Annotated in this window: 8 protein-coding genes; 5 read left to right on the top strand and 3 right to left on the bottom strand. The window is 67.6% G+C overall.

Features of this window, described 5'->3' with window-relative positions:
* Positions 1-19 precede the first annotated feature (19 nt).
* Positions 20-1,180 (top strand): pyridoxal phosphate-dependent aminotransferase, encoded by a 1,161-nt coding sequence (locus tag EJ903_RS02010; RefSeq protein ID WP_126611578.1) that lies wholly within the window; start codon positions 20-22, stop codon positions 1,178-1,180.
* A 225-nt stretch (positions 1,181-1,405) separates the two neighbouring features.
* Here EJ903_RS02010 and greB read toward each other — a convergent pair whose 3' ends face one another.
* Complete coding sequence (gene greB, locus EJ903_RS02005; RefSeq protein WP_126611576.1) at positions 1,406-1,957, bottom strand: transcription elongation factor GreB; 552 nt, start codon at positions 1,955-1,957, stop codon at positions 1,406-1,408.
* A gap of 101 nt (positions 1,958-2,058) precedes the next feature.
* Entirely contained in the window at positions 2,059-5,106 is a 3,048-nt protein-coding gene (locus tag EJ903_RS02000) for an Rne/Rng family ribonuclease (RefSeq protein ID WP_126611574.1), read from the bottom strand.
* Positions 5,107-5,714: 608 nt separating this feature from the next.
* On the opposite strand from EJ903_RS02000, the gene EJ903_RS01995 reads away from it, so the two are divergent.
* The 4 genes from EJ903_RS01995 to EJ903_RS01980 all read left to right on the top strand — a co-directional run bounded on the left by EJ903_RS01995 (position 5,715) and on the right by EJ903_RS01980 (position 11,646).
* The gene (locus tag EJ903_RS01995) at positions 5,715-7,193 is read left to right on the top strand and encodes an N-acetylmuramoyl-L-alanine amidase (protein ID WP_126611572.1); all 1,479 of its coding nucleotides are present in this window, start codon (positions 5,715-5,717) and stop codon (positions 7,191-7,193) included.
* A gap of 244 nt (positions 7,194-7,437) precedes the next feature.
* Positions 7,438-9,918 carry a penicillin-binding protein 1A gene (locus tag EJ903_RS01990; protein WP_126611570.1) on the top strand — a complete coding sequence of 827 codons (2,481 nt, stop codon included), beginning with the start codon at positions 7,438-7,440 and terminating at the stop codon, positions 9,916-9,918.
* A gap of 107 nt (positions 9,919-10,025) precedes the next feature.
* A protein-coding gene (gene prfB / locus EJ903_RS01985) for a peptide chain release factor 2 (RefSeq protein WP_126611568.1) occupies positions 10,026-11,151 on the top strand; the annotation gives its coding sequence in 2 pieces (ribosomal slippage) (positions 10,026-10,094 and positions 10,096-11,151; 1,125 coding nt in all).
* A 177-nt stretch (positions 11,152-11,328) separates the two neighbouring features.
* A complete protein-coding gene (locus EJ903_RS01980; RefSeq protein ID WP_126611566.1) occupies positions 11,329-11,646 on the top strand; it encodes a peptidoglycan-binding domain-containing protein in 318 nt (105 codons plus the stop codon).
* 45 nt (positions 11,647-11,691) lie between these two features.
* Here the strand turns inward: EJ903_RS01980 and EJ903_RS01975 are convergent, their stop codons facing one another.
* Positions 11,692-12,732 (bottom strand): ABC transporter substrate-binding protein, encoded by a 1,041-nt coding sequence (locus tag EJ903_RS01975; protein ID WP_126611564.1) that lies wholly within the window; start codon positions 12,730-12,732, stop codon positions 11,692-11,694.
* Positions 12,733-12,755: the final 23 nt, after the last annotated feature.

Here is a 12,755-nt window from a genome sequence, read left to right as displayed (position 1 = left end):
TTTGCAGAGACGAACGAGAATGACGATTCCGCCGAAAGTGTCGAAACGGGGCGCGATCCCGCCCTTTTTCGTGATGGAAGTGATGCGCGCCGCCGCCGAACGCGAGGCCGCCGGTGGCGAGGTGCTGCACATGGAGGTCGGCCAACCCTCCACCGGCGCGCCCAGGGCGGTGCTGGACAAGGCCGCCGCGCTGATGCAGGGCAGCGACCCGCTGGGCTACACCGGGGCGCTGGGCATTCCACCGCTGCGCGCCGCCATCGCCCGCTGGTATCAGGACCGCTACGGCGTGGCCGTGCCGGAAAGCCGGGTGGTCGTCACCACCGGGTCGTCCGGCGCGTTCCAGTTGGGCTTTCTCGCCGCCTTCGACCCGGGCGACCGGGTGGCGATGGCGTCCCCCAGCTACCCGGCCTATCGCCACACGCTGACCGCCGCCGGGGTGATCCCGGTGGAGCTGCCGACCGGGCCGGAGCACCGCTTCCAGCCCACCGTCGCGCTGCTGGAGCAACTGGACGAGCCGGTGCAGGGGCTGATCGTTGCCAGCCCGGCCAACCCGACCGGCACGATGCTGAGCCGGGAGGAGCTGACCGCCCTGTCGGATTGGTGCCAGGCCAACGGCGTCCGCATGGTGTCGGATGAGATTTACCACGGCCTGACCTATGGGACCGACGCGGTGACGGCGGCGGAGATCAACCCGCAGGCGTTGGTGGTCAACAGCTTCTCGAAGTATTTTTCGATGACCGGCTGGCGGCTGGGCTGGATGATCGTGCCGGACGACCTGATCCGTTCGGTCGAGTGTCTAGCGCAAAATCTCTTCATCTCCGCCCCCACCATCAGCCAGATCGCGGCGGTGGAGGCCTTCACCAGCACCGACGAGCTGGAGGGGCACATCGCCCGCTACGCCCGCAACCGCGCGCTGCTGCTGGAGGAACTGCCGAAGGCCGGTTTCAGCAACTTCGCCCCGGCGGACGGTGCCTTCTACATTTACGCCGACGTGTCGGCGATGACCGACGACAGCGAGGCGCTGGCCAAGCAAATCCTGGAGGAGACCGGGATCGCCTGCACGCCGGGCATCGATTTCGACCCGGCGCGCGGTCGGCGTTTCCTGCGCTTCAGCTTCGCCGGTTCGGAAGAGACCATCGCCGAAGCCGCCCGGCGCTTGATCGCGTGGAGTCAGCGTTAGGCCGGCGTTCGGATCGTAAAGCGCCGATGAGGTGAGGGATTTTTTGACACCGATGAACACAGATGAACACAGATGGACACCGATGAACGGTGATGGGTCGTTGCCGGATTGGCGGCGCTCACCCAGGCGCGGAAAAGTCTGTGTTCATCCCTAATCTGTGTTCATCGGTGTCAAATCCCCACCGCCCACGTCCTGGATGGACCCGGTGATGAACGTGCTTCCGACTCACCCGGCGTAACGGATCTCCAGCACCTCCAGCTTTTCCACCCCTGCCGGGGTGCGGACCTCCACCATGTCGCCTTCGCGGGCCTTCAGCAGGGCGCGGGCGATGGGGGAAATCCAACTGATGTGGCCGTGATCGGAATCGACCTCGTCCACCCCGACGATGGTCACGGTGTTTTCGGTGTCATCCTCGCGGGCGTAGGTCACGGTCGCGCCGAAGAAGACCTGTTCGCGGTTCTTCTGGTCCTGCAGGTTGACCACGGTGGCCGATTCCAGCCGCTTGTTCAGAAAACGGATGCGGCGGTCGATCTCGCGCAGGCGCTTTTTGCCGTACAGATAGTCACCGTTTTCGGAGCGGTCGCCATTCCCCGCCGCCCAGGACACCACCTCCACCACCTTCGGGCGTTCCACCCGCAGCAGATGGCGCAGCTCTTCCTGCATCCGTTGGAAGCCGGGCGGGGTCATGTAGTTTTTCAGCCCTTTGGGCAGGGGCTGGGGGTCGTCCAGTTCCTCGTCTTCGGCGTCGTCGTTCTCGCGGGTGAAAGCCTTGCTCATGATCGACCCAGACAGCAGGGAGAGAAGGGAGGGAGAGGGGGAAACGGAAAAGGCGCCTTGCGGCGCCTTTTCCTCACTCAACGCGGCTTACGCCGTTCGGTTCAGCGCTTCCACCAGCCGCGACGGGGCTTTTCCGTCTCGGCGCTGGCGGCGGGCGTCTCGACCGCCGGGGTCGCTTCGACGACCGGAGCCGTCTCGGCAACCGGAGCCGTCTCGACCGGGGCGACCGCCGGAGCGGCGTCGACCGGCGTTTCGGCGGCGGTCTTGCGCTTGCGGGCCGGGGCCTTCTTGGCCGGAGCCTCCTCAGCCACCGGCGCATCGACCGGCGCTGCGGCGGCCTTGGCCGGGGCCTTGCGGCGGCTCTTGGGGGCCGGAGCCTCCTCAACCACCTCAGCGGCCACCGCCGCCGGAGCGGCGTCGACCGGCGCGTCGGCGGCGGTCTTGCGCTTGCGGGCCGGGGCCTTCTTGGCCGGAGCCTCCTCCGTCACCGGGGCGGCGGCCGGAGCCTCGTCGGCCTTGGCTTTGGCCGGGGCCTTGCGGCGGGCCTTGGGGGCCGGAGCCTCCTCAACCGCCTCAGGGGCCGTTGCCGGAGCGGCGTCGACCGGCGCGTCGGCGGCGGTCTTGCGCTTGCGGGCCGGGGCCTTCTTGGCCGGAGCGGCGTCCACCGCCTCGACCGCGTCCGTCACCACCGGAGCCGCAACCTCCGCCGCAACCGCCGGAGCCTCGCGAACCGGCGCATCCACCGGGGCCAGGATCTGGTCGAGTTCGACGGTGTCGAGCGGAGCGGCGACAGGGGTTTCGGCCACCGGAGCCTCAACCACCGACCCCTCAACCGCCAAAGCCTCGGCGGCGGCGTCGGCGGCGATCGCCTCCTCGCTGCCCTCGGTCAGGCCATCGCGGCGGGTCCGACGGCGGCCACCGCGCTTGCCACGGCGGCGCTTCTTGCGGCCATCGCCGTTGCGGTCGCCCGCCTCGTCGCTGGCGTCCTCGCCCGACGCGTCGTCGCCGTCCTCATCCTCGTCGCCATCCTCGGTGGAGGGGGCGGCGGGGCTGTGGGCCGGGGCGTCCGCGCTGATGGCGTCCTCGGCGGTGCCGTCGGTCTCGCCGTCGGCGTCCTCGGCCTCGCCATCGGCACCGGATTCGGCGCGGCCATCCTCACGCTCGCCACGGCCACGGCCACGACGGCGGCGGCGGCGGCGGCGGCGCTCGGCGGATTCGGCGCTTTCGGCCCCGCCGTCGGCGGCGGGCGCTTCGGCCTCATCCTCGGCGTTCACCGTTTCAACGGCCTCGACCTCTTCGACGACCGCTTCAACCGGCTCGGCGGCGAGCGCCCGGTCGGTTTCGGCCATCGCCCGGTCGGCGCTGACCAGCGGGCCATCCTCGTCCGGCAGGCGGGCGCGGTTGCGCTCCAGCCGGTGATCGGGGGTGATCAGCGTGTCGTCGGCCTGGACCATGACGTGGAAGCCATGACGCTCCTCGATCTTGGTCAGTTCGGCGCGCTTCTGGTTGAGGATGTAGAGCGCCACCTGCGTCGGGACGTAGATGGTGATCTCCGCCGACCGTTTGCGGATCCCTTCCTCTTCGATGGCGCGCAGGATGTGCAGCGCCGCCGATTCGACCGAACGGACGACCCCGGTGCCCGAGCAGTGCGGGCAACGTTCGAAATTGGTTTCCAGCAGCGACGGGCGCAGACGCTGGCGCGACAGCTCCATCAGGCCGAAGGCGGAGATCCGGCCAAGCTGGATGCGCGCCCGGTCGTTCTTCATCGCCTCCTTCATCCGACGTTCGACCGAGGCGTTGTTGCGCGCCTCTTCCATGTCGATGAAGTCGATGACGATCAGACCGGCCAGATCGCGCAGACGCAGCTGGCGGGCCACCTCGTCGGCGGCCTCCAGATTGGTCTTGTAGGCGGTTTCCTCGATGTTGCGTTCGCGGGTGGATTTCCCGGAATTGACGTCGATGGAGACCAGCGCCTCGGTCGGGTTGATGACGATGTAGCCGCCGGAGCGGAGCTGCACCACCGGGCTGTGGATGGCGTCGATCTGCGTTTCCACCTGATAGCGGTGGAACAGCGGGATCGTGTCGTCGCGGTAGAGCTGGACGCGCTTGGTGTGGCCGGGCATCAGCATGCCCATGAACTCCCGCGCGGTGCGGAAGCCGGCCTCGCCCTCGACCCAAATCTCGTCGATGTCGGCGGAATAGAGGTCGCGGATCGACCGCTTGATGAGGTTGGCTTCCTCATAGATCAGGCAGGGGGCCGACGACTTCAGCGTCTGTTCGCGGATGTCGTCCCACAGACGCAGGAGATATTCCAGGTCGCGCTTGATTTCCGGCTTGGACCGTTCCAGACCGGCGGTGCGCAGGATGACCGCCATGCCATCGGGAATGTCCAGATCGGACAGGATTTCCTTCAGACGCTTGCGGTCCGCCGGGTTGGTGATCTTGCGGGAAATCCCGCCGCCGCGCCCGGTGTTGGGCATCAGCACGCAGTAACGGCCCGGCAGCGACAGATAGGTCGTCAGCGCCGCACCCTTGTTGCCGCGCTCCTCCTTCGTCACCTGCACCAGCATCACCTGGCGGCGCTTGACCACCTCCTGGATCTTGTAGCTGCGCAGGGGGCGGGAGCGGCGGCGCTGTGCCTCCTCGGCCTCTTCCTCTTCATCGCCGCCGACGACGTCGGGGTTTTCCGGCGGGGCCACGTCGTCGCTGCCTTCGGCCTGAAGGGCGTCGTTGTCGCCCGATTCCGGCGCGATGGGGCTGGGCATCGGCGAGGATTCATCCACCACCGTTTCCGGGCGCACCGGCTCGGCCATCACCGCGCCATCGGCGGCGGCCTCGGCCCGCGCCTCGGCCTGTTCTTCCAGGCGGCGCTCTTCGGCCAGCAGCGCTTCGCGGTCGGCGACCGGGATGCGGTAATAATCGGGATGGATTTCCGAGAAGGCGAGGAAGCCATGGCGATTGCCGCCATACTCCACAAAGGCCGCCTGGAGGGAAGGCTCAACCCGCGTGACTTTCGCGAGGTAGATGTTGCCCTTCAGTTGTTTGCGGCTGGCGATCTCAAAGTCGAGTTCTTCCAACCGATTTCCATTCACCACCGCGACCCGGGTTTCTTCCGGGTGCGTGGCATCCACCAGCATGCGCTTGGCCATACACGTTCCTCAACGACGCGATCCCGGCTGACCCGCGCGACCGACAGGGTCGCCTGGAGGCATCGTCTGTTGTGGGCGAAGCGTGCGGCGCAGGGACCGCCACCGTCGAACGGCGCTGATAAAAGCAGCCAGGACGGGCCGGTCGACAGGCACCGGGCAACGGCCTTGCGGCCGACGCCAGCTTCGAGGTTTCGTCCTCTCAACCGCGCATCCGAACGCGTCACCCGACGACAGACCGACGGTCTGTGTGCCGACCGGGGGTCTGTGGACGCGGATCACGCCGCAGCCTCCTCAAAATTGGGCACGGATCGGGCAAAGGCGGGGCCGTTGCACGACCGAAACGCCGCCGGTTTGAGGAACTGGCGAATTGCGGTTTGTCGCAGCGATACCATAGACAAGAGATCCGCCCGGCACAACGCGGAAATATGACGTTTCGGCGGGAGGGGCGCGGTCTCGAGTCGCGGGGCGCGGTGTTGCACGAACGGCACCCCGGGGCGAAATTCCCGGAGATGTCCCAAGCTTCGCGTTGAGGATGCCGGGCGGGGTGTTTATAGCTGGGCCAAGGTCAAGCGGTTCCCCAGCCTTTTCCCCGGTGCCGTGTGGAGGTCATGCCCTTTCCGTCCCCTGTCCGTTTCGCCACCCGCTGGCGGCGCAGCCTGGGCGTGCGCGCCGTGGGCGCTGCGCTGTTGGCGGCGGCGTGGGGCTGGCTGATCGGCGGCGGTGGCTTTGTGGGCGGTCCGGCCTGGGCGCAAACAACGGCGTTGTTGCCGTCCCCGCCGCCGACGGCCAAGGCGGCGGTCGTGGACGCCCGGCTGGGGCTGCACCCGGACAAGACGCGCTTTGTGCTGGAACTCAGCGAGTCCGTGCCCTTCACCGTGTCGCTGGCGGCCAACCCCTACCGAGTCATCGTCGATCTGCCCGATCTGGCCTGGACGGGGGGCGGCCTGCCGGTGGAGGGGAAGGGCATCGTCGCCCGTTATCGTTACTCGTCGCCCACCCCTGGTTCGCTTCGTTTGACCTTTGAAACGGTTGGTCCGGCCAAGCTGCGCGAAGCCTACATGATCCCCCCGCGTGAGGGGCATCAATCCAGGCTCGTTTTGGACCTGGAACGGGCATCGCCCATCGAATTCCAGCGCCTGGCCGCCGCCGCTCCCGCCGCGCCCAAACGGACCCCGGAGCGGGGCGAGGGCACACGCAACACCGAATCCACCGCGCGCGCGGCGGTGGGGGAGGCGGAGGCCGCGCCAAGCCCGCCCGCCGATCCGCCCCCGCCCGTGCAGCCCCCGCCCGCGCAACTGCTGCCCGTCGGTTTGCCCACGGGCGCGCCCCGCATGACCCTGCCGGTTCCCTCCGCCCCCGTTCCCTCGGCCAAACCGGTGCCGGAGGTGGAAAAGCCGTTGATCGTGCTCGATCCCGGCCATGGCGGTCCCGATCCGGGGGCCATCGGTGTGGGCGGTCTGCACGAAAAGGACATCACGCTGGCCGCCGCCCGCGAGGCCAAGCGCCAGTTGGAGGCGACCGGCCGCTACCGGGTGAAGCTGACCCGCGACCGGGATGTCTTCATCCGCCTGCGTGACCGTGTGGCCATGGCGCGCGAGGCCGACGCCAGCCTGTTCCTGTCGCTGCACGCCGACAGCATCGGCAGCGGCGAGATGCGTGGCCTGTCGATCTACACCCTGTCCGACAAGGCGTCCGACCGCGAGGCCGAAATGCTGGCGGCGAAGGAAAACCGCGCCGATTCCATCGCCGGGGCCGATCTGTCGGGCAAGGACGATCTGGTGGCGGGCATCCTGATCGATCTGGCCCAGCGCGACACGATGAACCATTCCAAGCGCTTCGCCAAAATCGCCCTGGAGCATCTGGGGCGCGAGGTGACGCTGATCCCGAGCAAACCGCACCGTCAGGCCGGCTTCGCCGTGCTGACCGCGCCGGACGTGCCGTCGGCCCTGATCGAAATGGGCTATCTGTCCAGCCGTCAGGACGCCAACCTGCTGACCACCGCCGACCACCGCGAAAAGCTGGGCCGCGCCCTGGCCCGCACCATCGACGCCTATTTCCGATGGTTGAGCGGGGCGAAGGGCGGTTGACGGCGCGCGTTCGCGGACGCTGTGCCTGTGTGATGTCTGTGACGGCGCTGGTCCTGCCCTCTGCGTGACACATTGTCCTGACATGTCGGGATGAGGGGCGCGCGGTGGGGCCGCTTGGTGTTAGGATGCGGTGTTTCCGGGTGCTTCTGGCGGGCTGCGGTGGTCTTTGGGCCAATCGCGGTGCGCGAGCGCCCGTTTTGTCGTTGGGGGACGCCGGTCCTCGCTGGTCTTCTCGGGAATGGTCATGCGCCTTCTTCTGTCCTTGCTGATGAGTGTGGTTCTGCTGGCCCTGGCCGGGGCGGGCGGTTTGGTGTTCCTGCTGGACCATTACAACCAGGATTTGCCGGATTACACCAAGCTGGCCAATTATCAGCCGCCGGTGACGACCCGCGTCCACGCCGGTGACGGGCGGTTGATGGCAGAATTCGCCTCCGAACGCCGGATCTTCGTGCCGATGGACGCGATGCCCCGCCGGGTCATCAACGCGTTCATGTCGGCCGAAGACAAGAATTTCTACGACCACAAGGGCGTCGACCCCACCGGCATCATCCGCGCCGTGCTGATGAACGTGGAAAATCTGGGGCGCGACCGCCGTCCGGTCGGGGCCAGCACGATCACGCAGCAGGTCGCCAAGAACATGCTGCTGACCAACGAGGTGTCCTTCGCCCGCAAGATCAAGGAAGCGATCCTGGCGGTCCGCATCGAGCGGGCCTTCACCAAGGACCGCATCATGGAGCTGTATCTCAACGAGATTTTCCTCGGCTTCCGGTCCTACGGCGTGGCGGCGGCGGCGCTGAATTACTTCAACAAGGCGTTGGACGAACTGGAGATCGAGGAGGTCGCCTATCTGGCGGCGCTGCCCAAGGCCCCCAGCAACTATCACCCCGAACGCCAGCGCGACGCCGCCGTCGCCCGCCGCAACTGGGTGATCGGTCGCATGGCCGATGACGGTTACATCACGGCGGAAGAGGCGCGCGCCGCCCAGGCCAAGCCGCTGGTCGTGCGCAAGCGCGACGAACAGGAGACTGTGACGGCGGAGTATTTCGCCGAGGAGGTCCGGCGCGAACTGGTCAAGCTCTACGGCGAGCAGGCGCTGTACGAGGGTGGGCTGTCGGTGCGCTCCTCCATGGATCCGCGCCTCCAGGCGGTGGCGACCAAGGCGTTGCGCGACGGGCTGGTGGCCTATGACCGCCGCCATGGCTGGCGCGGCCCGGTCGGCAAGATGGACAATTTCGATGGCTGGCCGAAGAAGCTCGCCGCCATCGCCCCGCCCGCCGGCAGCGATGGGTGGAAGCTTGCGGTCGTGCTGAAAGACGATCTGGCCGATGGGCTGGACATCGGGCTGGCCGACGGCACGCGCGGCAAGATCCCGCTGACCGAACTGCGTTGGGCGCGCGCCTACAAGGACGACGACACGCTCGGCCCGGCGGTGCGCAAGCCGTCCGACGTCGCCAAGCTCGGCGATCTGCTGCTGGTGGAACCGACCAACGGCAAGGATGAGAAGGGCAAGGATCTGCCGCCCGGCAGCTATTTTGCGCTGCGCCAGATCCCGACGGTGCAAGGCGGTCTGGTCGCCCTCGATCCCCACACCGGGCGCGTGCTGGCGATGGTCGGCGGCTTTTCCCCGCACATGAGCGTGTTCAACCGCGCCACCCAGGCGATGCGGCAGCCCGGTTCGTCGTTCAAGCCCTTCGTCTATCTGACCGCGTTGAACCAGGGGCTGACCCCGTCCACCCTGGTGATGGACGCGCCGTTCGAATACAACCCCGGCGGCGGGCAACCGATCTGGCGGCCGGAAAACTACAGCGGCCAGTTCTATGGCCCGACGCCGCTGCGCGTCGGCATCGAAAAATCGCGCAACGTCATGACCGTCCGGCTGGCCCAGCACATCGGCATGGACAAGGTGAAGGCGCTGGTCGAGAAATTCGGCGTCGTCGACAACCTCCACCCCTATCTGCCGATGGCGCTGGGGGCGGGGGAAACCACGGTGCTGCGGATGTCCACCGCCTACGCGATGCTCGCCAACGGCGGCAAGCGGGTGACGCCGACCTTCATCGACCGCATCCAGGACCGCAACGGCAAGACGATTTTCCGTCACGACGGCCGCCCCTGCGCGACTTGCGCCGCGCCGGGCTGGCGCGACGGGATGTTGCCCCCGGCGCTGCCCGACACCCGCGAGCAGATCAACGACCCGCGCACCGCCTATCAGATCGTCTCGATCATGGAAGGCGTGGTGCAACGCGGCACGGCCACGGCGCTGCTGTCGCTGGGCAAGCCGCTGGCGGGCAAGACCGGGACCACCAACGACAGCAACGACGCGTGGTTCGTCGGCTTCTCGCCCGATCTGGTGGTCGGCACCTACATCGGCTTCGATCAGCCGCGCTCGCTGGGCGGCAGCGAAACCGGCGGGTCGGCGGCGGTTCCGGTGTTCAAGGAGGTTATGGCCGACGCGCTGAAGGACAAACCGGCCACCCCCTTCCGCGTGCCGCCGGGTCTGCGTCTGGTCCGCGTCAACCCGGCGAACGGCCAGTTGGCCCAGCCCGGCGACCGCAAGGCGATCTGGGAGGCCTTCCTCCCCGGCACCGAACCCAACCCGGACCGTCCGCAAACCGTGCTCGACGGCTCGGCCAACGCCACCCCGACCATCGTCGGCGATCCTGCCGCCGACGCGTCGGCGGGGGCCGCCCCGGCGGCGGCGGTGCAGGGGACCGGCGGCCTGTACTGACGACGGTGGGCTGACCCACTGGCGAAAAGAGGGTGCATGGGCGCGGTCAAGCCGCTACACATGCACCCGACATCCCATCAACTCTAGGCACACGAGGAGGCACCGCCATGCGGGCCGAGATCGAAGCGGCCGCTGGCGAGATCAGAGAATCGCTGGCGCTGCTGAGGAGGCATCTTTGACTGGGACAACGCGCTGCGTCGTCTCGACGAACTGAACAATCTGGCGGAGGATCCCAAGCTTTGGGATGACCCCAGCCGCGCCCAGACCATCATGCGCGAACGCACCCAGCTTGACACCTCGGTGTCCGGCTATCGGGCGCTGGAACGCGACCTGTCCGACAGCCTGGAGCTGATCGAGATGGGCGAGATGGAAGAGGACGCGACGGTGGTCGCCGACGCCGAGGCCCAGCTCTACGCTCTGCGCGAGCGCGCGGCCAAGCTTCAGCTGGAAAGCCTGCTGTCGGGCGAGGCCGACGCCAACGATTGCTATCTGGAAGTCAACGCCGGGGCTGGCGGCACCGAGGCGCAGGATTGGGCCTTGATGCTGGTGCGCATGTACACGCGCTGGGCCGAACAGCACGGCTTCAAGACCGAATGGCTGGAAGAAAGCGCCGGTGAAGAGGCCGGCATCAAATCCGCCACCATCCAGATCAAGGGCCACAACGCCTATGGCTGGCTGAAGACCGAGGCCGGGGTGCACCGTCTGGTGCGCATCAGCCCGTTCGACAGCCAGGCGCGGCGGCAGACCAGCTTTTCCGCCGTTTCGGTGTCGCCGGTCATCGACGACAAGATCGACATCGAAATCAACGAAAAGGATTGCCGCATCGACACCTATCGGGCGTCGGGCGCTGGCGGTCAGCACATCAACAAGACCGACTCGGCGGTCCGCATCACCCACTTGCCCACCAACATCGTGGTGAGCTGCCAGCAAGAGCGGTCCCAGCACAAGAACCGCGCCAAGGCGTGGGACATGCTGCGCGCCCGCCTGTACGAGCGGGAGTTGAAGATCCGCGAAGACGCGGCGGCCGCGTTGGAAGCGACCAAGACCGACATCGGCTGGGGCCATCAGATTCGCTCCTACGTCCTGCACCCCTATCAGATGGTGAAGGATCTGCGGACGAACGTGGAAACCTCGCAGAGTCAGGCGGTTTTGGACGGCGCGTTGGATCCGTTCCTGGAAGCCGCCCTGGCGTCGCGCATCAAGGGCCAGCTTGACGAGGATCTGGAGGGCTGACCGCCGTCCGTCCCGCGCGGCGCATTGCGGCGTGACGGTTCTTGCGGCTGGTTGCGCCGGTTGAGATTGAAAAGCCCCTCTTTCCCAGCGGAAGGGGGGCTTTTCTTTTTTGGGGAATGGAACGATCGTCGGCTACGTTGATCGTCCCAGGTCCGTTCTTACCGGGAGTGTGCCCTTATGATCCGTCCGTTCCTCGCCGCCCTGCTGGCGGTTGCGTCCGTTGCGGCGCTGCCCTCGTCCGCGTTCGCCGCGTCCTGCGGGGCCGGGGCGATGCCGCCGGAGATGTTCAAGACCTACGTCGCTGGGGTGCAGGAGGCGCTGAACGAGCATGGGTTCAAGGCGGGCAAGGTCGATGGCAAGGCGGGCGGGCAGACCGGTTCGGCCATCCGCGCCTACCAGCGCGCGGCCAAGCTGCCGGTCGATGGCTGCGTCAGCAAGGAGCTGCTCGACCATCTGAACTTCGCCCAACCCAAGGTGTACGCCCGGCGGCGCTGACGCCCGCTCCCCCGCGCGGGCGGGGGAACGGCGCGTGCGGGTGCCTTATTGGCCGATGAAGCTCAGATCCAGGATGGATTTGGGATCCAGCGCCTTGTCGACCTGGCCTTCCGATTGCCAGAAGCGGACCTGGTTGACGACGTCGTCGATCAGCAGGCGGGCGTTGGGATCGACATAGGGCAGACCGGCGGCGACGATCTCCGGCTTCTGCTTGGTCGCGTCGGCGATGATGGTCAGCAGCGCGTCATAGCCCGGCCCCTTCACCAACGCGCCGGAGGCGTCCTTGACGTTGAAAGCGGCGTGGTATTCGGCCAACGCCGTCTTGTAGGCGCGGACGAATTTTTCGACCACCGGGCGGCGGGTCTGGATCGTCTTCGGCCCGGTGAACAGCGCGCCCAATTGCCAGGGCGTTTCATCCCCGGCCCAGCCCAGGATCTGACCGGCCCCGTCGGCCACCAACTGGCGGGCGACGGTGGAGGGGGCCAGGATGGCGTCCACCTGACCGCCCTTGAAGGCGGCGACCATCTTCGGCACGTCCTGCAGCGGGACCATGGTCACGTCCTTGACCGTGAAGCCGTATTTCTGGCCCAGGATGCCGATCATGTAATGGAAGGTGGACCCCACCGTGGTGATGGCGATGCGCTTGCCCTTCAGGTCCGATGGCTTGGCCAACCCGGCGGCGTGGGCGGCGTTGGTCGCCACATAGGCGCTGAGGGGAAAGCCCGGCTCGTCGCGGCTTTGCGCGGCGATCATGGTGATCGCCCCCTTGGCGGCCAGATTGTAGAAGCCCGCCGTCAGGCCGGTGACGCCGAAATCCACATCGCCGGAGGCGACCGCCACCGGCACCTGCTGGGCCGAGGTGAAGGTGGACAGGGTGACGTCCAGCCCCTCGCGCTCGAAATAACCCTTGGCCTTGGCGATGAAGATCGGGCCGGAGGAGGACAGCGCCAGCACGCCGACCGACGCCTTGTCCAGCGTTTGCGCCGCGACGGGCTGCGGGCCGACGGCCAGCGCCGCCGCCAGTGCCACGCCCGCAAAGGCCGTCCGTTGCAGAAGCGTGCGGCGGGTCCAGCGTGCAATCGACATGGTGGGTGTCCTCTTCACGTTTG

It is taken from the genome of Azospirillum griseum, from assembly GCF_003966125.1.
Classification (GTDB): domain Bacteria; phylum Pseudomonadota; class Alphaproteobacteria; order Azospirillales; family Azospirillaceae; genus Azospirillum; species Azospirillum griseum.
This window is presented reverse-complemented; position numbering and strand designations above follow the sequence as displayed.

Coding starts and splice junctions, on each gene's coding strand:
- EJ903_RS02010 (WP_126611578.1), top strand. CDS start 20: ATGACGATTCCGCCGAAAGTGTCGAAACGGGGCGCGATCCCGCCCTTT.
- greB (WP_126611576.1), bottom strand. CDS start 1,957: ATGAGCAAGGCTTTCACCCGCGAGAACGACGACGCCGAAGACGAGGAA.
- EJ903_RS02000 (WP_126611574.1), bottom strand. CDS start 5,106: ATGGCCAAGCGCATGCTGGTGGATGCCACGCACCCGGAAGAAACCCGG.
- EJ903_RS01995 (WP_126611572.1), top strand. CDS start 5,715: ATGCCCTTTCCGTCCCCTGTCCGTTTCGCCACCCGCTGGCGGCGCAGC.
- EJ903_RS01990 (WP_126611570.1), top strand. CDS start 7,438: ATGCGCCTTCTTCTGTCCTTGCTGATGAGTGTGGTTCTGCTGGCCCTG.
- EJ903_RS01980 (WP_126611566.1), top strand. CDS start 11,329: ATGATCCGTCCGTTCCTCGCCGCCCTGCTGGCGGTTGCGTCCGTTGCG.
- EJ903_RS01975 (WP_126611564.1), bottom strand. CDS start 12,732: ATGTCGATTGCACGCTGGACCCGCCGCACGCTTCTGCAACGGACGGCC.